This window comes from Roseateles asaccharophilus, assembly GCF_031458115.1.
Taxonomy (GTDB): Bacteria; Pseudomonadota; Gammaproteobacteria; order Burkholderiales; family Burkholderiaceae_C; genus Pelomonas; species Pelomonas asaccharophilus_A.
In genome coordinates this window covers 168,277-189,047 of sequence record NZ_JAVDXV010000001.1, presented here as the reverse complement: position 1 = coordinate 189,047, position 20,771 = coordinate 168,277, and the positions used below count along the sequence as shown (strand labels likewise).

The following is a 20,771-nucleotide window of genomic DNA, read 5'->3' as shown; positions in this document are numbered from 1 at the left end:
CGCCCCCTTCGTCAGACGGCAAGCCCACTTGGCAGCCGTCAGTGCGGCTCGGCGCCTACCGTCGCGGCGACGCGGTACGGGTCGATGAGCCCCGCCAGCTCCAGCTGGGTCAGGGTCATGCTGACCAGCGAATGCACGGACCCACGCGCGCCCTCCAGCACATAGTGGGCGCAGCGCCGGTACAGCGGGTCGCGCTGCTGGTGCAGCTCGCGTAGCTTGGCCAGTGGATCGCGCACCTGCAGCAGCGGGCGCGTCGTGTCATGGCGCAAGCGCCGGTACAGGTCTTCCGGCGTGGAACGCAGGTAGAGCACCGTGGCCCGCGCATGCAGGATGTCGCGGTTGCGATCGCGCAGCACGGCGCCACCGCCGGTTGCCAGCACGCACTCGCCGGGCCGCTCCAGAAGCTCGGCGATCACCTCCGTCTCGAGGTCGCGGAACGCCGCCTCACCGTGGCTGTCGAAGAACTGCTTGATGCTGCCGCCGATGCGCAGCTCGATCTCATGATCCGAATCGACAAAAGGCACGCCGATTTGGCGTGCCAGTTGTTTGCCGACGGTGGACTTTCCACCGCCGGGCATGCCGACGAGGGCGATGACAGAACGTTTATGTCCTGTCCCGCCAACGCCGTCAGTTGGGGCTGGAGCAGGAGTTGTCGATGCCATAGGGGCTCTTGACGAACGGCGGCTCGCCTTCAGCCTTGACCGCATCCACCGGCACACCGGTGACCTGACGATTGCCCTTCAACGTCAGCAGCGTGTCTCCCGGGTTGGCGATGCGACCGAAGGTAGCAGGTGGGCTGACCACTCCCGACGCGCTGACGCGGATGGAGTACTCGACCCAACTGCCGTAGTTCTTCGGGTACTCGATGCGCAACAGCGCCGTGCCGTTGGCGTCCGTCTTGGTCGAGCCCACCAGCGTGATGGACACGTCGGACTTGCGTGGGTCAAGCTGGCCATTGCCGTTCAGGTCTTCGGACACGCCGCCGAAGGTCTCGATGGTGCCGTTGCGGAAGCCGTCCACCGAACTGTCCTCATTCAGGCAGACGGCCCGAATGATCTGGCCCCATTGACGCAGGACGGAATCAAAGATCCAGACGCCCTTCTGATAGCTGGGCAGATCCAACAACGGCGTCAGTTGCACGTCGGACTTGGGATTGCCCGCCGTGTCGACGACCAGCACGGTGAACAACTGGGTGTAGGTTTGGCCGTTGGCGCCGTTGCCAATCTCGTTGGCCGTGCCGATAGAGATGGACACCGGCTGCTCCACCACCGTCAATGCCACCTCCCGTTTCTGGCTGGCGGGGCAGGCTGCGATGGTGGGCACGCTGTCATCCTTCGCGAAGCACGCGTAAACCTTGACCTGGTCCGTCGCGCTTGGGCGCACGCCCGGCACAAAGCTGGACACAGCCACTCCGTTCGCGTCCGAGGTAACAACGGCGTCCTTGCCAGAGCTGATGTCGCCATCAGTACCCGCCGAGTTCTCGCCGAGACCCAGACGCACTCGCACGTTCGGGATCGGCTGGCTCTTGTCGGTCAGGAACAGCAGACGCAAGTCGGCACGGTTGTCCTTGGAGCCGACCGCGTTCACGCTGACCACCGAAGGCGCAACCGTAAACGTCGCAGAAGCGATGTTGGTGGATGCCGGCACATCGGACAGCTTGGCGTCGATCTGCACCGTGCTCGTCAGGGAAGCGCCGCCGGCCTCTGCAGTGACCAACGTGGGGCCAGAGCCCGCGGCCACATAGCAGTAGAGGTACCTGCCGCCGCCATCGGTGACGCGCGGGGCGCCGGCCGCTGCACCAGGGCAGGTGGCGGCAGCGGAAGTACCTGGGCCGGCCACCGTGATTGCCACGCCCACCATGGCATTGCCATTGACGTCGGTCAGAGCGTACTGGACCTGGCCCGTCTCGCCCACCTTCAGCGTCGCTGGTTGCAATGTGGCCACCAATTTGGCGCCGGTGACACGGAACGACGCCTGGCGCACAAAGCTCGCACTGCGCGCCGTCACGGTGACGACGCGGTTGGACCGGTCTGCGCCGATGGTCACGTTCGCCTTGGCCGTGCCGTCGGCAGCCGTCTTGGCGTTGCCGACAACCAGCACCGCATTCGAGTCAACAGTAAAGCTCACGTCGATGCCGGCGACGGCATTTCGGTTGCGGTCGACCGCGGTGACGACCACCTCGACGGATTCGCTGCCCGAGTTGCCTATCGTCGCCTTGTTCAGCGCAATGCTGAGGTCCGTCGCGACGGGCGACGTGGCCGTCGAGTCGACCACGTCCACGCTGATCGAACGGGTCACCGTGCCGCTGGTCGCGCTGACTTTGATGGTTCGGTTGGCGGGGCTGTTGCCCAGCGACAGCGTGGCCACCAACTGGCCGGTCGTGGCATTGGTGGTGGTGGCACCACCTGCGGGTGTGACGAGGGCTGAGCTCGACGGATCTTCGACCGAGAAGATCAGCGGAGCACCGCCGGCAGCAACGCGCGAGGCGTCCAGCGTCGTCGCCGTCAATGTGATCGTTTCGGACCCGTTGTTGGGCAGCGTGGTCTTGCTTGCCACCAACGAGACATCAGCCACCTTGCCGCCGGACACGCTATCGACCACGTTGAACGTGAAGGTCTTCGTGATGGTGCCACTGTTGACAGTCACGGTGACAGCGCGGTTGGCCTTGTTGACGAGGCTGACCACAGCGGACAGCTTGCCGTCGGCGGTATTGGTCGCTGTGCCTGCCGGTGTGATGACCGCGCCGGCATCCACGGCGAAATTGATGGGCGTTGCCACGCCGATCAACGCGGTGTTGCCAGACTTCAGCGCCGTAACCGTCAGCGTCAGGGTTTCGGTACCGGAGTTCGACAGCGTCGAATTGCCGGCAATGGCCAAATCGACCAAGCCGGTGTTGCCCCCCCCATCACACTGGAAGGTGCAATCGCCGGCGCTACCGCCACCCCCACCGCAGCCCACCAACGTGGCCACGCCCAGTCCCAGCACGGCCTGGGCGAAACGCCGCCAGCCCTGCGTGACGATGGTCTGCAACATGCTCGAACTCCTGGAAATTTCTATGACTCTCAACGCACCGCTGCCCGCTCGCTGACGACCTTGGGCGTCAGGAAAATCAGCAACTCCGTCTTGGAGGTTGTGCGCGTCTTGTTCTTGAAGAGGTTGCCGACGAAGGGCACGTCGCCCAGCACCGGCACCTTGTTGATGGTCTCGCCCTCGTCCTGGGTGTAGATGCCGCCGATAACCACCGTGCCGCCGTTCTCGACCAGCACCTGGGTCTGGACATGCTTGGTGTTGATCGCGTAGCCCTGCGGCGTCAGCGTGCCGCGGCTGTCCTTGTTGACGTCCACGCTGAGAATGACACTGCCCTCGGGCGTGATCTGCGGCGTGACTTCCAGCTTCAGGTTGGCCTTGCGGAACGCGATGGACGTCGCGCCGCTGGCCGTGGCGACCTGGTAGGGCAGCTCTTCGCCCTGCTCGATCAGCGCCTTGACCTGGTCGGCCGTGATGACACGCGGGCTGGACACCACCTTGCCCTTGCCGTCGGATTCAAGCGCCGACAGTTCCAGATTCAGGAAGCGGTTGGCCGTGGCACCGAACAGAGAGACGGCGAAGGTCTGCGCGACCGCGCCGGCAAAGCTGTCGGACGACGTGTTGGCGGGCAGGTTGACGAATTGCGTGTTGTTGAAGCCGGGGTCCGTCGCCAGCTGACGCGTCTGCCAGCCCACTTCGTTGTAGTTGCCGCCTATCGTGAGGTAGTTGTCTCCGCTGACGTTGTAGCCCGGGATGCCGCCCGCGCGGCCACGGGCGTCGTAGCCACCCAGCTTGATGCCCAATGCGCGGCCGAAGCGATCGTTGGCCTCGACGATGCGCGCCTCGATCAGCACTTGGCGGACCGGCACGTCGATCTTGGCGATCATGGCCTGAATCTCTTCCAGCTTGCTCGGCACGTCGGACACAAACAGCTGGTTGGTGCGCGATTCGGAAATCACACTGCCACGCTGCGACAGGATGCGCGTACCTGTGCCGCTGGCATTGCTGCCACCACCGCCGCCACCACCGCTGCTGCTGGCTGACCCGATGCTCTGGCCCGTCAGTCCGCGAGCCAGATCATCGGCCTTCACATAGTTGAGCTGGAAGGATTGCGTGCGCACCGGCTCCAACTGTGCGATCGCAGCCTTGGCTTCCAGGTCCAAACGCTCCTTGGTAGCCAACTCTTCCTTGGGTGCGATCCACAACACGTTGCCGGACTTCTTCAGCCCCAGGCCGCGCGCCTGCATGATGATGTCCAGCGCCTGATCCCAAGGCACGTCCTTCAGGCGCAACGTGACATTGCCCGTCACGGTGTCGCTGGTGACCACGTTGAAGTTGGTGAAGTCAGCAATGACCTGCAGCAGCGCACGCACTTCGATGTTCTGGAAGTTCAGCGAGAGCTTGTCGCCGCTGAAACCCGGACCTTGTGTCAGCTTGTTCGGATCGATCTTCTGCGGGCGCACCTCCAGCACGAACTGGTTGTCGCTCTGGTAGGCGCTGTGCTCCCAGTTGCCCTTGGGCTCGACGACCATGCGCACGCGGTCACCCGCCTGTTGCGTCGTGATCAGATGCACCGGCGTACCGAAGTCGGTCACGTCGATCTTGCGGCGCAGGTTCTCGGGCAGGCTGGAACGCAGGAATTCCACCACCAGGCTTTGACCCTGCTGCTGGATATCCACGCCGACCTGGTTGCTGGGCAGGTTGACGATGACGCGGCCCGCGCCATCCGCGCCGCGGCGGAAATCGATATCTCGCAGCGCTTGTGATGTCGTGTTCAGGCTCTGCGCGAAATGCACCGGCTCGTTGGTCGATTGCGCAACGGGCGCGCCGCTTGCCAGCACGAGCACCAACGCATTGCCCTCCAGCCTGGCGCTGTAGCTCGCGGCCTGGCGCAGGTTCAACACCAGGCGCGACCTCTCGCCCGCCTGCGCCACGGCAGCCGAGCGCAGGTTGCCTTGGTTGATATCGACCAGATTGCGCCCCATGCCGTTCACGACGCCGGGCAGGTCGATCGCGATGCGCGGCGGCGCCTGCACGGTGAAACCCGTGGGCACCGCGGCCAGGGGCTCGCTCAACTCGACACGCACGACATCCACACCGGCCTGTTGCACGGTGTTGATGGCCTTGATCTGGGTCTGAGCCCAGGCCGCGGGCGCGCCCAACAGAGCGACGAAGGCGAATCCCAGCAACCAGCTACGACCCATCGACTTGTTCTCCTGCAATGTCTTCATCGTCCCGTCTCCTGTAGCTGGAGGGTACTGGTGCGCTCGATCCACTCGCCCGCAGCGTCCTGGACGACTTCCCGCAACGTGATCTCGGTCTCATTGATCTTGGTGATGCGACCGAAGTTCTGGCCGAGGTAGTCCCCGACCTTGACCTGGTAGAGCAGGTTGTCCACGCGCAGCAGGGCATAGCGCCGGCCTTCGCGGGTCAAGCTGCCCACCATGTTCATGTTGTCCAGCGGGTAAGCCTCGAGTGGCTCCTTGCGGCGGTTGATCTCGGCAGTCAGCAGGGAGTTCGGCTGCGCGGCTTCCTGACGGATCGCGACGCTGAGCTTCTGCGTGCTGAACGGATCAACACCGGCGTTGGCCTCATAGGGCTGCGGCAGGAACTTCTTGGGCGGCAGCAGCGGCGTCACCGTGGGCTTGGCTTCCTTGCGCTGCTGCTCCATCCACTGGCGCAACTCCTCGATGTCGCTGCCACAGCCGGACAGCAAGGACACGGTCGCCATGGAAATCAGCAGCCGCTTCATGGCTTGACTCCGGTCTTGGACTTGCTGGCCGCCTTCTTCTGTTCAGCGACCTCGGCCGGGTCCAGATAGCGGTAGGTGCGCGCGGTCGCCTCCATGCTGAGGACGCCCCCGGCGTCCCTAGCGGTGGGCGCCTGCACAACGAGGTTGTGCAACGTCACGATGCGAGACAGGTTGGACACGTCGGCCGCAAAGGCGCCGATGTCGTGATAGCGGCCCGAGACCTTCAACGCGATGGGCAACTCGGCATAAAAGTCCTTCACCAGCACCTGGCCCGGACGGAACAGCTCGAACTGCAGGCCGCGGCCGACGCCGGCGCTGCTGATGTCTGACAGCAGCGAATCGATCTCCGCCTTGCCGGGTAGCTGCTTTTCGAGTTGGGTCACGTACTCCTCGACCTGGCTCTTCTGCTTGCGCAGTTCGGGCAGGTTGACCGCCTGCGCGAGCTTGGCCGTGTAGTCAGATCGCAAGGCCGGCTCCCGATTGCGCTCAGCCTCCAGGTTGTCCTGCTCGTCGGACAGCAGGAAGAAATAGCCGGCGACAACAACCGCTACCGCCACGCCAAAGGCCGATGCCAGCTTGGGTGCCAGCGGCCACTGACCAGGCTCCTTGGGGTTGAGGCCCTGGAACTGCTCCGAGACCTCCGCGAACCAGGCATTCAGGTCGAACTTGGCCATGCCCATCAACCCTTCTTGGGCGCTGACGCGCCAGACGCAGGCTCCACGACGGGCGTCTTGATGGACACCTTCATGGAGAACTCGAGCAATCGGCGCTGCTCACGTGAAGCGGTGCTGACGCTGGCGAGCTTGACCTCGATGAGGTCGGGCTTCTCCAGCCATTCGGAGTTGCGCGACAGGTTGCGCAGGAACTCCGACACGCGCTCGTTGGTCTGGGCGATGCCGCTGACCGTCACTATCTTGTTGTCCTGCCGGATGTTCATCAGATAGATGCCTTCCGGAGCCAACTGCGCCAGGTCGTTGAGCAGGTGCACCGGCGTGTTCCGATCGGTCTGCAGATCCTCGACGGCGCGCTGGCGCGATTTCAACGCCTCGATCTCGGCTTTCAGGTTGGCGATGTCCGAGATCTGGGCTTCAAGCCGGCTGATCTCGGCCTGGATGTACTGATTGCGCGATTGCTGTTCGGCCGTCAGGAACTGCAACAGCAGATAGCCCGCCACGACGATGCCCGCGCCCACCAGGCCGGCCAAACCCAGGCCGGCGAAGAATGCCGCCTTGCGCCGCTTGCGCCGCTCTTCGCGGTAGGGCAGCAGGTTGATCAGGATCACTGGAAGAACCTCCGCATCGCGAGGCCGCAGGCAGTGAGGTAGGACGGCGCCTCACGTTGCAGCTTGGACTCCCGAACTGCGGCGCCCATGCCCATGTTCTCGAACGGATTGACCACCATGCAGGCAAAGCCCGTCAGGTCGGTCACCCGCTCCTTCAGGCCCGGCAGCGTGGCCGTGCCGCCGGCCAGCATCACGTAGTGGACCTTGTGATGCGGCGTGCTGGTGAAGAAGTACTGCAGCGCGCGCCCGATTTCCTGCGACAAGCTGTCCACGAAGGGCGTCAACACGCTGGTCTCGTAGTCCTCGGGCAACTCGTTGGACAGCTTCTTCTGCTCGGCCTCCTCGAAGGAGAAGCCGTACTGGCGCGAAATGAGTTGCGTCAGCTGCGAGCCGCCAAAGGACTGGTCGCGGTCATACAGCAGTTCGTCGTCGCGCAAGACTTTCAGGCTGGTGGTGTCGGCGCCGATCTCGAACAGCGCGACCAGCGCGTCCTTGCCTTCGTTGGGCAGCGCCGCGATCAGGCGGCTCATGGCCATGCGCGATGCATGCGACTCGATGTCCAGCACGACGGGCCGCAGGCCAGCCGCTTCGGCCAGGCCCTGGCGGTCCTGCACGCGGTCCTTGCGCGACGCAGCGATCAGCACCTCCACATCGCCCACCGACGTAGGGCTGGGGCCGATGACACAGAAATCCAGGCTCACCTCGTCCAGCGAGAACGGGATGTACTGGTTGGCCTCGGCCTCGACCTGCAACTCGAGTTCTTCCTCGCGCAGCCCGGCCGGCAACATGATCTTCTTGGTGATGACGGCCGACTGCGGCATGGCCAGCGCGGCGTCGCGTGTGCGGCTGCCACTGCGCGCCACCACACGGCGCACGGCGTCAGCGACTTCGTCGAATTTCTCGATCTGCCCGTCGGCGATCCAACCCTTTTCGAAGGGCTCGCTGGCGAAACGCTCGAGCACGTATTCGCCGTTCTTGTCTTGGCTCAGCTCCACCAGCTTGACGCTGGAGGAACTGATATCCAGGCCAATCAGGGGTGGGTGCCTGCGACCCGAAAGTGCGTCAAGTATTCCCATGCCCTTTGTCCCCGACACGCGAGTTACGTATCGGACTATTAATAAGTTACTTGAATGCTAGCAGCAAAGCCGTTGACACCGAACGGAAATCCGGCGCGAGCTGGTAACGCCACGTTGCTAAACATACACGAATCAACGAGCTTGCAAGCTCCTGAAAAACCTCCGGGAAGCGGTGGTTTGACACACTGTTTCAACACCCGACTGACGTAGAAGGGGAGTCATTCCGCCTTCCTATAATCCGCCGCCTCGCACCTTCGCGCCCGCGGCGCGCCCTTCGCCGGCTCATGAACGACAAGCCCCGATCCGCGGCATCCCGCGCCGACGCCGCTGCAACCGCCGGCTCCTCTCCCGCTTCCCGATTCGGCCGCACGCTTGGACGCGTGCTGCTGTGGTGCCTGGGCATCGCTGCCGGGGGCGTGGCCGCGGTCGCGCTGCTGCTGGCGCTGGGCCTGGCGCTGGCCTACCCCAACCTGCCCGACATCGGCGGCCTCACCGACTACCGCCCCAAGCTGCCCATGCGCGTGCTCTCCAGCGACGGCGCGCTGCTGGGCGAGTTCGGCGAGGAGCGGCGCAACTACCGGCCCATCCAGCAGATCCCCAAGGTCATGCAGGAGGCCGTGCTGGCCATCGAGGACGCACGCTTCTATCAGCACGGCGGCGTGGACTACCTGGGCATCATCCGCGCGGGGCTGGCCAACGTCACCGAATCGCGCAGCCAGGGCGCGTCCACCATCACGATGCAGGTGGCCCGCAACTTCTACCTGTCCACGGAGAAGACCTTCACCCGCAAGATCTACGAGATCCTGCTGGCGCTGAAGATCGAGGCCGCGCTGCCCAAGGAGAAGATCCTCGAGATCTACATGAACCAGATCTTCCTGGGCCACCGCGCGCACGGCTTCGCGGCGGCCAGCGAGGTCTACTTCGGCAAGCCGCTGGACAAGATCAGCGTCGCCGAGGCTGCGATGCTGGCCGGTCTGCCCAAGGCGCCGTCGGCCTACAACCCCATCAACAACCCCAAGCGCGCCACCATCCGCCAGCAGTACATCATCGAGCGGATGTACGAGACCGGCTACATCACGGAAGAGCAGCGGGACGAGGCCAAGGCCGAGAAGCTGCGCATCCGCCGCGTCAGCGAGTCGGCGTCGCATGCCGAGTTCGTGGCCGAGGCCGCCCGCCAGCTGATCTACAACCAGTACGGTGACGAGGCCTACTCGCGCGGCCTCAATGTCTACCTGACGCTGGACAGCGCGGAGCAGAACGCCGCCTACCGAGCGCTGCGCCGCGGCATCCTGGACTATGAGAAGCGGCAGGTGTACCGCGGCCCCGAGGCCTACGCCGACCTGCCGGGCGACGCCAAGGCGCTGGACACCCGCATCGCCGAGGCGCTTGCCGACCACCCGGCCAACGACGAATTGTTGGCCGCTGTCGTGCTGGACGCCGACCCGAAGAAGGTCAGCGCCGTGCTGCAGAGCGGCGACGCCATCACCATCACCGGCGAAGGCCTGCGACCGGCCACGTCCGGGCTGTCCGACAAGGGCAACCCCAAGACCCGCATCCGCCGCGGCGCGGTGATCCGCGTCGTCAAGGGCGCCAAGCAGAAGGACGGCAACGAGTGGACCATCACGCAGTTGCCCGAGGTCGAGGGCGCGTTCGTGTCCATGGACCCGCGCAACGGCCAGGTGCGCGCGATGGTGGGTGGCTTTGACTACAACAAGAACAAGTTCAATCACGTGACGCAGGCCTGGCGCCAGCCGGGTTCCAGCTTCAAGCCCTTCATCTACTCGGCCGCGCTGGAGAAGGGCTTCACGCCCACCACGGTGGTCAACGACGCACCGCTGTTCTTCGATGCCGGCACGACCGGCAGCCAGCCCTGGGAACCGAAGAACTACGACGGCAAGTTCGAAGGGCCCATGCCGCTGCGCACGGCACTGGCCAAGTCCAAGAACATGGTGTCAATCCGCGTGCTGCACTCGGTGGGCGTGAAGTACGCGCAGGAGTGGGTCACCCGCTTTGGCTTCGAGGCCGAGAAGCACCCCGCCTACCTGACGATGGCGCTGGGCGCCGGCTCGGTCACGCCCATGCAGATGGCGCAGGGCTATGCGGTGTTCGCCAACGGCGGCTACCGCGTGAACCCGCAGCTGATCGCCCGCATCACCGACAACAACGGCCGACTGCTCTACCAGGCGCAGACGGTGGCGCTGGCCGAGGAATCCCGCGGCATCGAGGCCCGTAACGCCTTCCTGATGAGCAGCCTGCTGCAGGAGGTCACGCGCAGCGGCACGGCTGCGCGGGCGCAGGCCACGCTGAAGCGCCCCGACATCTACGGCAAGACCGGCACCACCAACGACTCCATGGACGCCTGGTTCGCCGGCTACCAGAAGGAGGTGGTCGCGGTCGTCTGGATAGGCTACGACCAGCCGCGCAAGCTGGGCGACCGCGAAACCGGCGGCGGCCTGAGCCTGCCGGTCTGGATCGAGTACATGCAGTTCGCGCTGAAGAACAAGGCCGTCGACGAGATGACGCCGCCGGAAGGCGTCGTCAACGTGAACGGCGAATGGTTCTACGAGGAGTTCAGCTCGGGCAACGCCGTGCGCGAGCTGTCGGCGGAGCCGCCGGTGCCGGGCGCCGCGACCGACGACGAGAAGAAGTCCATCCTGGACCTCTTCAAACGCTGACCCTGAGTTTCAGGCGCTGAAGCTCAGCGCCTGGCCGGACTGCTCGCTGGCACTGCTGGAGAGCCGCGCCAGGAACTCCTGGCCTTCGCGGTCCACCCACCGCGCACCATCCCACTTGAAGTGGTAGCCGCCCGAGCGCGCCGCCAGCCAGATCTCCTGCAGCGGCGGCTGCGTGTTGATGACGATCTTGCTGCCGCCGGGCATGCTCAGCTCCAGCAGGCCGCCGGTGCGGTGCGTGTCGATGTCGACCACGTCATCGTCCAGCCAGGCATCGATCTGCTCCTCGATGCGAGCGAGCAGCGCGTGGGACTTGGCGTGGTAGTCGGCGTCGGACAGGGACATAAACTGCGGCAATGAAGAGAACTGCCGTCAGTGTAGGGGGGCACATCATCGCCCTGGCCATCACCCTTACCGCCCTCGCGGGTTGTGGACAAAAAGGACCGCTGACGCTGGCCAGGCCGGCCGACGCCGCGTCGGCACCGGCCTCCTCGCCCGCGCGCTAGGCCGCCCTGCCCTCTTGCACCGCGTGGCAGGCCACGCGGACGCCGGCGATCTCCAGCAGCGCAGGCCGCTCCGTCTTGCAGCGCTCGTTGGCCAGCGGGCAGCGCGGGTGGAAGCTGCAGCCACTGGGCGGATTCAGCGGGTTGGGCACCTCACCCTGCACCGGCGTGCGCGAGCGGCCGGTCATGTGGATGTCGGGAATCGCATCCAGCAACATGCGCGTGTAGGGGTGACGCGGCCGTGCGAACAGTTCACCCTTGTCCGCCACCTCTACCAATCGGCCCAGGTACATGACGCCAATCTGGTCGGCCATGTGGCGCACGACCGCCAGGTTGTGCGAGATGAACAGATAGGTCAGGCCTTGCTTGCGCTGCAAGTCCTTCATGATGTTGAGCACCTGGGCCTGCACCGACACGTCCAGCGCCGACGTGGGCTCGTCGCAGACCAGGAACTCCGGCTGCGTCGCCAACGCACGCGCGATCGAGATGCGCTGGCGCTGGCCACCCGAAAACTGGTGCGGGAACTTCAGCGCATCGGCCGGGTTCAGGCCCACGGACGCCAGCAGTTGTCCGACCTGTTGGGTCGCCTCGGCGTCGGTCTTCACCAGACCATGCTCGCGCAGCGGTTCGGCGACGATGTCCAGCACCTTCCAGCGCGGGTTCAGCGACGCGTACGGGTCCTGAAAGATCATCTGCATGCGCCGGCGCAGCTTCTGCGCACCGGAGCCGGACAGCGTCTTCGAAATGTCCTCGCCGTCGAACTTCACCGCGCCGCGCGTGGTGCCGTACAGCCCCACCAACAGCCGCGCCACGGTGCTCTTGCCGCAGCCGCTCTCCCCCACCAGCGCCAGCGTCTTGCCACGCTCGATGTTGAAGGACACGCCGTCCACGGCATGCACGAAGGCCCTGGGCTTGCGCTCGACGACGCGGTTCAACCACGGCGGCGACACGTCGAAGATCTTGGAGAGGTCAGCGACCTCCACGAGTGGCCGGCTCATCGCGGCACCTCTTCAGTGATGGGGAACCAGCAGGCGGCGCTGGTCGCGCCGACGCCTGCAAGCTCAGGCCGCTCCACGCGGCAGCGTTCGGCCACGCGGCCACAGCGCGGGTTGAAGGCGCAGCCGGGCGGAATGGCGGTCAGTCGCGGCATCGCGCCATCGATCTGCAGCAGGCGCTCGCGGTCTACGTCCATCGCGGGAATGGAACCCATCAAGCCCGCCGTGTAGGGATGGGCCGGACGGTGGATGACGTCGGCCACCGGGCCGATCTCCGCCACCCGGCCGGCGTACATGACGGCCACGCGATCGCAGGTCTCGGCGATGACGCCCATGTCGTGCGTGACGAGCATGACGGCCGCGCCCTGCTCTTTGCAGACTTTCTTCAACAGCGCAATGATCTGCGCCTGGATGGACACATCCAGCGCCGTCGTCGGCTCGTCGGCGACGATGAGCTTGGGGTTGGCCGCCAGCGCCAGCGCAATGACCACCCGCTGGCGCATGCCGCCGGAGAACTGGTGCGGATAGTGGTCCACGCGCGCCTCCGGCGCCGGGATGCCGGTGGACGCCAACAGCTCGATGGCCCGCGCGCGCGCCTGTGCGGCCGACAGGCCGAGGTGAGTCGTGACGGTCTCGGTCAGCTGGCGGCCCACGGTGTACAGCGGGTTCAGCGACGTCAGCGGGTCCTGGAACACCGCGCCGATCTCCTTGCCGCGCACGCGGCGCATCTGGTCATAGGGCAGGTTGTCGATGCGCTTGCCGGCCAGCTTGATCTCGCCGGCGGCGATGCGGCCCGGCGGGTCCAGCAGGCCGATGATGGCCGCGCCGGTCAGCGACTTGCCGGCACCGGACTCGCCGACAACGCCCAGGATCTCGCCCGGTGCGATGGCGAATGAGATGTCGTCCAGCGCCAGCAGCGTGCCACGGCGGGTCGGGAACTCCACCCGCAGGTGGTTGACTTCGAGCAACGGTGCAGTCATCGCAGGCGGGGATTCAAGGCGTCGCGCAGCCAGTCGCCGAGCAGGTTCACGCTGAGGGTGATGAGCACCAGCGTCAGGCTGGGGAAGGCGGTGATCCACCACTCGCCCGAGAACAGGTAGTCGTTGCCATTGCGGATCAACGTGCCCAGCGACGGACTCGTGGGCGGCACGCCCACACCCAGGAAGGACAGCGTGGCCTCGGTGATGATGGCCGACGCGACCTGGATGGTGGCCAGCACCAGCACAGGCCCCAGCACGTTGGGCAACACGTGGCGGCGCATGATGCGCAGCGAGCCCACGCCGATGACGCGCGCAGCCTGCACATACTCCTTGTTGCGCTCCACCAGCGTGGAGCCGCGCACGGTGCGCGCGTACTGCACCCAGCCGGTCAGCGCGATGGCCAGCACCAGCACGATGAAGGCCAGCATGTCGGGCGCATGCGGGAACATGCTGCGGGCGACGCCGCTGATCATCAGCGCGACCAGGATGGACGGGAAGGACAGCATCACATCGCAGATGCGCATGATGAAGGCATCCACGCGGCCGCCGACGAAGCCCGCCAGCAGGCCCAGGCCCACGCCGATCAGGATGGACAGCAGCACAGACGCGATGCCCACCAGCAGCGAGATGCGCGTTCCGTACATCAGCGCGGACAGGATGTCGCGGCCCTGGCCGTCGGTGCCCAACTGGTACTTGGACTCGCCGCCTTCCACCCACGCGGGCGGCTTCAGCGAATCCATCAACTCCAGCGTCGCCAGGTCAAAGGGGTTGTGCGGCGCGACCACTTCGGCGAACAGCGCGCAGACCAGGAAGATGGAGGCGATGAAGGCAGCCAGCATCGCGACCGGCGAGGTGCGAAAGGAATGCCAGACGTCGCCGTCGAAGAAGCGCCGCAGCGCCGAGGGGGAGGCGGAACTCATGAGGGACTCAGTGCGCCTTGCCTTCGATGCGCAGGCGCGGATCGACGGCGAAATAGAGCAGATCGACGCCGAGGTTGATGACGACGAAGATCAGCGAGATCAGACAGAGATAGGCCGCCATCACGGGGATGTCGGCGAACTGCACGGCCTGGATGAACAGCAGCCCCATGCCGGGCCACTGGAAGACCTGCTCGGTGATGATGGCGAAGGCGATCAGCGAGCCCAGTTGCAGGCCGGTGATGGTGATGACCGGCACCAGCGTGTTCTTCAGCGCATGGCCGAAGTAGACGCTGCGGTCCGTCAGGCCGCGGGCGCGGGCGAAGCGGATGTAGTCGGTGCGCAGCACCTCCAGCATCTCGGCACGCACCAGCCGCATGATCAGCGTCAGCTGGAAGGCCGACAGAGTGAACGCGGGCAGGATCAGGTGCAGCAGGCCGTCGCGCGTCAGCAGGCCCGAGGTCCACGACCCGAAGGTCACGACCTCACCGCGGCCGAAACTGGGCAGCCATTTCAGCTCGACCGCGAAGATCCAGATCAGCACGATGCCAATGACGAAGTTGGGCAGGCTGACGCCGAACAGCGTGCCGGTCATCAGGATCTGCGCGCTGGCCTTGCCACGCCGCAGCGCCGCATAGACACCTAGCGGGATGCCCAGCGACAGCGCGATGAGACCGGCGACCAGGGCCAGTTCCAGCGTCGCCGGCAAACGCTCGACGATCAGCGACGACACCTTGCGCCCCTGGCGCAGGCTGATGCCGAATTCGCCCTGCACGGCATTGCCGACGAAGCGGGCGAACTGCACCGGGAAGGGCTGGTCCAGGCCCAGATCCTTGCGCAGCGCGATGCGCTGGTCTTCCGTGGCATCCTGGCCCAGCAGGTTGTTGACCGGATCGCCCACGTACTGAAACAGCATGAAGGCGATGAAGGCCACCGACAACATGACGATCAAGGCCTGCGCGAGGCGACGAAGTATGAAAACCAGCATGTAGATTTCGCAGAACTGCGGCCGCGCCTCTGCGCCGCACGAAGGCGCGATCATGGCCAAAGCCGGCAGCCTCAGGCTCCCGGGAAAGTCCTAACGCAAGACAGATGCCACCAAAGAAAAACGGGCCGCTGACGCGGCCCGTTCGGACGATCCGGGCGTCTGCCCGGCGTCGCTCAGAAGCGGTGACGCAGACCGACCATCGCGCCGCCACGCTTGGCAGCGGTGTTCGAGAAGCGAACGGCACCGTTGAACTTGGTGTAGTCCACTTCCAGGTAGGCGTCGGTGCGCTTGGAGAATGCATAGTCCAGGACGCCGGCGAAGTAGTCGCCCTTGCTCTTCACGTTGGCCAGAGCCGGCGTGTAGTGCGTCTGGTCGGCGCGCCAGTAGTGGGCACCGAAGTTCAGCTGAGGCGTCAGCTGGTAGGTTGCGCCGACGGAGATCATGTCGCGCTTCTTGACGTCGTTGGCGGCGGCGTTCAGCACGTTGCCCAGCAGGCCAGACGTGTAGGCCGCGCCCAGCAGACCGCCCGCGTCGAACTTGTTCTGAGCCCACGACAGGTTCACGTACCACGGGCCGCTGGTGTAGGAGCCGCCGATGGTCGTGCCCTTGACCTTCTTGCCCAGCGTGTCGGTGACCTGCAGGTAGGCGCCGCCGAAGGCCCATTCGCCTTGCGCGTAGCGCAGCATGCCGCCGATGGACTTGTTCTGCGAGTTGCCTTCGCCGGCGGAGACCTGGATCTCGCCACGCACCGGGCCGAATTCGGCCAGGTACTTGACCATGTTGTCCTGGCGAGCGCCCAGCGACAGGCCGATCTCGGGCTTGTACGCCTCGATGTACGGCGAGTAGCGGAAGGAAGCGTAGGTCGACGTGTAGATGTCGAACATGATGTTGTACTGGCGGCCCAGGCGGATCTGGCCGAATTCGCTGGACTGGATACCCACCCAGGCTTGGCGCCAGAAGTCAGCGGCGGCAACGGTGCCGGTGTCGGAATTCAGGCGGTGTTCCATGTTGGCCAGCGCCTTCAGGCCGCCACCCATGTCTTCGGTGATGTTCACACCCAGCCGGCTTTGCGACATGCCGCCAGGAATCAGTTGCTTGGTCGACGTGCCAGCGGAAGCGTTGCTGGTGTATCGCACGGCGGCGTCCACGATGCCGTACAGGGTCACGCTGGATTGAGCCCAGGCTGCAGAGGTGCTGGCGGCCAGAACGGCAACGGCCAGGGTCGCTTTTTTGATCAAGGTTGTCTCCTGCGAAGTATGGTGAACCGGGCCATTCTCAGCCAACAACCCAGCCACAAGACGAGAGCTGTTGTTCCTTTTCCACAGCGATTCCCCTGTCGCGCGCCGGACAAAGGCAAAGAAAAAGCCGCCCGAAGGCGGCTTGGCTGAATCGCTGCGGCTGACGCCGCAAATCATCAGAAGCTGTGGCGGACGCCCACGTCGAAGCCGCTGGACTTCGCACCGTTGACCACGGTCGGCGAGCCGGCGACGGCGAAGCGGCCCAGCTTGTTGTTCTTGATCTGGGCAGCCGTCGTGTACAGCGCGGTGCGCTTGGACACGTTGTAGACATAGCCCACGGCCAGCAGCTTGGCATCGCCCACGCCGCTGATGGCTTCAGCGGCAGTGTTGGCCTTGGAGTCCGTGTAGGACGCCAGGATCTGGCCTTGGCCCAGCGGAGCGGTCGCGGCGATCGTGTAGATCGTCTGCTTGGCAGCGCGGAACTTGTTCTCGCTGTAGTTGAACGAGGGACGCACGACGCCGAAGTCGTAGGCCGCGCCGACGCTGAACTGCTTGTACTTGTCGTTGGCCAGGCCGGTGGTCGTCTCGTAAGCAACGGCGGCATTCAGCGGCCCCTGCTTGTAGCCGGCACGGCCACCCATCATCTTCTTGCCCGAGGCGCCTTCGCCAGCAGCGACGTCAACCGAGCCGTAGAAGCCACCCAGGTTGGTCGGCAGGAAGTACTGGACCATGTTGTCCGAACGGTTCAGCGTGTCCGAACCGCTGCCCAGCACCGAGTAGACCTTGGACACGTCGCCCAGACCGGTCGTCGAGTACGGGTCGAAGTCGTCGATGTGCAGGCGGGTCGAGGTCTTGCCACGGCCCAGGCGCACTTCACCGAAGTCGCCCAGCAGGCTGACGCTGGCGCGGCGGCCCCAGAAGCGGGTTGCATCGGCCGTACCGGTATCGGGGTTCAGCGCGGCTTCCAGCCAGAAACCGGCCTTCAGGCCGCCGCCGAGGTCTTCCGTGCCACGCACGCCCAGGCGGCTGCTGTTCAGGCCATCGGTGCCCAGCTGCTTCAGCGTTTGGCCGCTGGCCTTGGTGTAGCGCAGGTTGGCATCCACGATGCCGAACAGCGTCACCGAGGATTGCGCCATGGCGGCGCCACCGGTCAGACCGAGGACGGCCAGGGCAATCAGAGCTTTCTTCATTCGATACTCCTAGATATTCATCCGAGCCAGCGATCCCGCAAAACGGGGATCGACGACTCACCTCCCGTGAGGAAGTGCGCGTATTCCACTACAGGTTCGACCCCTTCGGGAATTCACGGATATGAAATTCTCCGTTGTCGTTGCCCCTCCACAACGGCATGACCAATGTCATGATTCTTTCATCGAAACAAGGCTTAACTGAATGCATCCGCCAGCAAGCGCTCAGCAACGTGCAGCAACGAGTTTCGGCGACCGATTGCTGACTGCGCTCGACAACGGGCTGCGGACGGTGTTTGTGCCCATCCGCGCGACACGCCCCTCACCCGCGAAAGGAATGGCAAGCGCCGAGCTGAGCCCAGCCGAATCTCGGGAAGCCGGCGCCCTGATGCGCGTGAACCACGTCGGCGAAATCTGCGCCCAGGCCCTGTACCAGTCCCAGGCGCTATTCAGCCGCACACCCGAGCTGAGAAGCCATTTCGAGCACGCCGCCCAGGAGGAACTGGATCATCTCGCCTGGACCGCCGAGCGCGTCACCGAACTGGGCACGCACACCAGTCATCTCGCACCACTGTGGTGGGGCGGCGCCTTCGCATGGGGCAGCCTCGCCGGCCTGGCCGGCGACAAATGGAGCCTGGGCTTCGTCGTCGAAACCGAACGCCAGGTCGAAGCCCATCTGGCCACTCATCTCGACCGGCTGCCGGTGCACGACGGCGCCTCACGCGCCATCGTCGCGCAGATGAAGCGGGAAGAAGCCGAGCACGCGGACGCCGCGCTGGCAGCGGGAGGACACCCGCTGCCCCGGCCTGTGCAGGACCTGATGCGGGCCGCGGCCAAGGTCATGACGACCGTGGCGCACCGCATCTAGCTGGGAGTCAGGCCTCCACGACCTCGAAGGACGTGCTGATGGCCGAAGTCTTGGCCAGCATGGCCGTGGCGGAGCAGTACTTCTCGTGCGACAGCGTGACGGCCCGCTCGACGATCTCCGGCTTAAGCCCCTTGCCGCTGACGATGAAATGGAAGTGGATGCTGGTGAACACCTTGGGATCGCTGGTCGCCCGCTCGGCTTTCAGCGTGACCTTGCAGCCGCGCACATCGTGCCGACCGCGCTTCAGGATCAGCACCACGTCATATGCGGTGCAGCCGCCGGTGCCGGCCAGCACGGTTTCCATGGGCCGCGGCGCGAGGTTGCGGCCACCGCCATCGGGGGCGCCGTCCATGGACAGCACATGGCCGCTGCCGGTCTCCGCCACGAAGCTCATGCCGCTGGGACCTTCGGGTCCGAGCCAGCTGACAGTGCATTCCATCGTCATTTAGGGGCCAGCCTCCAAATCGTTCACAGAAATATATTGCAGCGCAGCATAACTCGGCGCTACACTGCAGCTACGCGAAAACGTTTTCGCACCGATTGTCTCCTCCACCGCCTCCATGGTGGATTCAACCCGAGCTTGCAAGAGCTCGGGTTTTTTTTCGCCGAAGGCGGAAGGCGGCGTTGCACGAGGGGTCTCCCCTATCATGCGGCGCCGCAACACATCCCCATGGAGACCCGATGAGCGCCCCCTCGCGCCGCCGCCCGCCCGCTGCCAAGGCGCCGTCCGAAGTCTCGGCCCAGGTGCCCGCGATGCTGCCGCCCGGCAGCAGCTATCTGCAGCGCATCCTGAACGCCCGGGTCTATGACGTGGCACGCGAGACCGACCTCACGCACGCCACCAAGCTGTCCAAGCGGCTGGGCAACAAGGTCTGGCTCAAGCGCGAGGACGAGCAGGACGTGTTCAGCTTCAAGCTGCGCGGCGCCTACAACAAGATGGCCCACCTGAGCGCCGAGCAGCGCGCCGCCGGCGTCATCTGCGCGTCGGCCGGCAACCATGCCCAGGGCGTGGCGCTGTCGGCGCGCAAGCTGGGCTGCCGGTCCGTCATCGTGATGCCGGTGACGACGCCCCAAGTCAAGGTCGACGCCGTCAAGGCGCTGGGCGGCGAGGTGGTGCTGCAGGGCGAAAGCTTCACCGACGCCTATGGCCATGCGAAGGAACTCGAGGCGGCACAGGGCCTGACCTTCGTCCACCCCTTCGACGACCCCGACGTCATCGCCGGCCAGGGCACCATCGCGATGGAACTGCTGCGCCAGCATCCCGGCCCCATCGATGCCATCTTCGTCGCCATCGGCGGCGGCGGCCTGATCTCCGGCGTGGCGGCCTACGTCAAGGCATTGCGCCCCGAGATCAAGATCATCGGCGTGCAGACCACCGATTCCGACGCGATGCTGCGCTCGGTCAAGGCCGGCAAGCGCGTGACGCTGACCGACGTGGGCTTGTTCGCGGACGGCACGGCGGTGAAGCTGGTCGGCGAGGAAACCTTCCGCATCGCCCGCGAACTGGTGGACGACTTCATCGTCGTCGACACCGACGCCGTCTGCGCCGCCATCAAGGATGTGTTCGAGGACACGCGCTCCATCCTGGAGCCCTCCGGCGCGATGGGTGTCGCCGCCGTCAAGCAGTATGCCGCCAAGACCGGCGCCAAGGGCCAGACGCTGGTGGCCGTGACCTGCGGCGCCAACATGAACTTCGACCGCCTGCGCTTCGTCGCCGAGCGCGCCGAGGTCGGCGAGCAGCGCGAAGCCTTGTTCGCGGTGACCATTCCCGAGGCGCGCGGCAGCTTCAAGCGCTTCTGCGAGTTGCTGGGCCCGCGCAGCGTCACCGAGTTCAACTACCGCATCGCCGACGCCGACGTGGCCCATGTCTTCGTGGGCATCGCCATCTCCAAGCCGGACGAAGCCGCCAAGCTGGCCCGCACCTTCACCAAGGCTGGCTTCGAGACGCTGGACCTGACGCACAACGAGATGGCCAAGCAGCACGTGCGCCATATGGTGGGCGGGCGCAGCGAGCTGGCGCGCAACGAGCGGCTGTACCGCTTCGTGTTCCCCGAGCGGCCCGGCGCGCTGATGAAGTTCCTGTCCAGCATGCACCCCGACTGGAACATCAGCCTGTTCCACTACCGCAATCAGGGTGCCGACTATGGCCGCATCCTCGTCGGCATCCAGGTGCCCAAGGGCGATGCGGGCGCGCTGCGCAAATTCCTCGAAGGGTTGAATTACCCATTTGAGGACGAAACCAGCAATCCGGTCTACCGCTTGTTCCTCGGTTGAGTTGAAATCCGG

At 65.4% G+C, this 20,771-nt stretch carries 19 protein-coding genes; 4 read left to right on the top strand and 15 right to left on the bottom strand.

The features are described 5' to 3' along the window. Window positions 1-38: 38 nt before the first annotated feature. From J2X21_RS00880 to J2X21_RS00850, 7 genes are read right to left on the bottom strand one after another with little or no spacing between them, the layout of a single operon-like run. Window positions 39-593 (bottom strand): shikimate kinase, encoded by a 555-nt coding sequence (locus J2X21_RS00880; protein WP_404666567.1) that lies wholly within the window; start codon window positions 591-593, stop codon window positions 39-41. A 34-nt stretch (window positions 594-627) separates the two neighbouring features. Beyond that, on the bottom strand, window positions 628-3,033 hold the full coding sequence (locus J2X21_RS00875; RefSeq protein ID WP_310323714.1) for an Ig-like domain-containing protein: 2,406 nt from the start codon (window positions 3,031-3,033) through the stop codon (window positions 628-630). 29 nt (window positions 3,034-3,062) lie between these two features. Next, on the bottom strand, window positions 3,063-5,258 hold the full coding sequence (locus tag J2X21_RS00870; RefSeq protein WP_310323713.1) for a type IV pilus secretin PilQ: 2,196 nt from the start codon (window positions 5,256-5,258) through the stop codon (window positions 3,063-3,065). Then, on the bottom strand, window positions 5,255-5,779 hold the full coding sequence (locus tag J2X21_RS00865; RefSeq protein WP_310323711.1) for a pilus assembly protein PilP: 525 nt from the start codon (window positions 5,777-5,779) through the stop codon (window positions 5,255-5,257). Before J2X21_RS00865 ends, J2X21_RS00870 begins: the two co-directional genes overlap by 4 nt. Further along, entirely contained in the window at window positions 5,776-6,453 is a 678-nt protein-coding gene (locus J2X21_RS00860) for a type IV pilus inner membrane component PilO (RefSeq protein ID WP_310323708.1), read from the bottom strand. The genes J2X21_RS00865 and J2X21_RS00860 overlap by 4 nt, the downstream gene beginning before the upstream one ends. A 5-nt stretch (window positions 6,454-6,458) precedes the next feature. After that, complete coding sequence (locus tag J2X21_RS00855) at window positions 6,459-7,061, bottom strand: PilN domain-containing protein (protein ID WP_310323706.1); 603 nt, start codon at window positions 7,059-7,061, stop codon at window positions 6,459-6,461. Continuing rightward, window positions 7,058-8,137: a pilus assembly protein PilM gene (locus J2X21_RS00850; protein ID WP_310323704.1), complete on the bottom strand. Its 1,080-nt coding sequence runs from the start codon at window positions 8,135-8,137 to the stop codon at window positions 7,058-7,060. The genes J2X21_RS00855 and J2X21_RS00850 overlap by 4 nt, the downstream gene beginning before the upstream one ends. A 284-nt stretch (window positions 8,138-8,421) precedes the next feature. Here J2X21_RS00850 and J2X21_RS00845 point away from each other — a divergent pair, with 284 nt between their 5' ends. Continuing rightward, window positions 8,422-10,812, top strand: coding sequence for a penicillin-binding protein 1A (locus J2X21_RS00845; RefSeq protein ID WP_310323702.1), 2,391 nt, complete (start codon window positions 8,422-8,424; stop codon window positions 10,810-10,812). A 9-nt stretch (window positions 10,813-10,821) separates the two neighbouring features. Here the strand turns inward: J2X21_RS00845 and cyaY are convergent, their stop codons facing one another. Continuing rightward, window positions 10,822-11,154 (bottom strand): iron donor protein CyaY, encoded by a 333-nt coding sequence (cyaY, locus tag J2X21_RS00840; protein ID WP_310323701.1) that lies wholly within the window; start codon window positions 11,152-11,154, stop codon window positions 10,822-10,824. 11 nt (window positions 11,155-11,165) lie between these two features. On the opposite strand from cyaY, the gene lptM reads away from it, so the two are divergent. Continuing rightward, window positions 11,166-11,315: an LPS translocon maturation chaperone LptM gene (lptM, locus tag J2X21_RS27150; protein WP_404666543.1), complete on the top strand. Its 150-nt coding sequence runs from the start codon at window positions 11,166-11,168 to the stop codon at window positions 11,313-11,315. Here the strand turns inward: lptM and J2X21_RS00835 are convergent. The 6 genes from J2X21_RS00835 to J2X21_RS00810 all read right to left on the bottom strand — a co-directional run bounded on the left by J2X21_RS00835 (window position 11,312) and on the right by J2X21_RS00810 (window position 17,620). Then, window positions 11,312-12,310, bottom strand: coding sequence for an ABC transporter ATP-binding protein (locus J2X21_RS00835; protein WP_310323698.1), 999 nt, complete (start codon window positions 12,308-12,310; stop codon window positions 11,312-11,314). The two genes, lptM and J2X21_RS00835, sit on opposite strands and share 4 nt — an antisense overlap. Continuing rightward, the gene (locus J2X21_RS00830) at window positions 12,307-13,287 is read right to left on the bottom strand and encodes an ABC transporter ATP-binding protein (RefSeq protein ID WP_310323697.1); all 981 of its coding nucleotides are present in this window, start codon (window positions 13,285-13,287) and stop codon (window positions 12,307-12,309) included. Before J2X21_RS00830 ends, J2X21_RS00835 begins: the two co-directional genes overlap by 4 nt. Continuing rightward, window positions 13,284-14,207 (bottom strand): ABC transporter permease, encoded by a 924-nt coding sequence (locus J2X21_RS00825; RefSeq protein WP_310323696.1) that lies wholly within the window; start codon window positions 14,205-14,207, stop codon window positions 13,284-13,286. The genes J2X21_RS00830 and J2X21_RS00825 overlap by 4 nt, the downstream gene beginning before the upstream one ends. Before the next feature lie 7 nt (window positions 14,208-14,214). Then, window positions 14,215-15,192, bottom strand: coding sequence for an ABC transporter permease (locus J2X21_RS00820; RefSeq protein WP_310325406.1), 978 nt, complete (start codon window positions 15,190-15,192; stop codon window positions 14,215-14,217). A gap of 173 nt (window positions 15,193-15,365) precedes the next feature. After that, window positions 15,366-16,430: a porin gene (locus J2X21_RS00815; RefSeq protein WP_310323694.1), complete on the bottom strand. Its 1,065-nt coding sequence runs from the start codon at window positions 16,428-16,430 to the stop codon at window positions 15,366-15,368. 176 nt (window positions 16,431-16,606) lie between these two features. Then, a complete protein-coding gene (locus tag J2X21_RS00810; RefSeq protein WP_310323691.1) occupies window positions 16,607-17,620 on the bottom strand; it encodes a porin in 1,014 nt (337 codons plus the stop codon). Window positions 17,621-17,822: 202 nt separating this feature from the next. On the opposite strand from J2X21_RS00810, the gene coq7 reads away from it, so the two are divergent. Continuing rightward, window positions 17,823-18,485 (top strand): 2-polyprenyl-3-methyl-6-methoxy-1,4-benzoquinone monooxygenase, encoded by a 663-nt coding sequence (gene coq7 / locus J2X21_RS00805; RefSeq protein ID WP_310323689.1) that lies wholly within the window; start codon window positions 17,823-17,825, stop codon window positions 18,483-18,485. Window positions 18,486-18,492: 7 nt separating this feature from the next. On the opposite strand, the gene J2X21_RS00800 is transcribed toward coq7, so the two are convergent. Further along, the gene (locus J2X21_RS00800; protein WP_310323686.1) at window positions 18,493-18,924 is read right to left on the bottom strand and encodes an OsmC family protein; all 432 of its coding nucleotides are present in this window, start codon (window positions 18,922-18,924) and stop codon (window positions 18,493-18,495) included. A gap of 314 nt (window positions 18,925-19,238) precedes the next feature. On the opposite strand from J2X21_RS00800, the gene ilvA reads away from it, so the two are divergent. Further along, the gene (gene ilvA, locus J2X21_RS00795) at window positions 19,239-20,759 is read left to right on the top strand and encodes a threonine ammonia-lyase, biosynthetic (protein ID WP_310325405.1); all 1,521 of its coding nucleotides are present in this window, start codon (window positions 19,239-19,241) and stop codon (window positions 20,757-20,759) included. The last annotated feature ends 12 nt before the right edge of the window (window positions 20,760-20,771 follow it).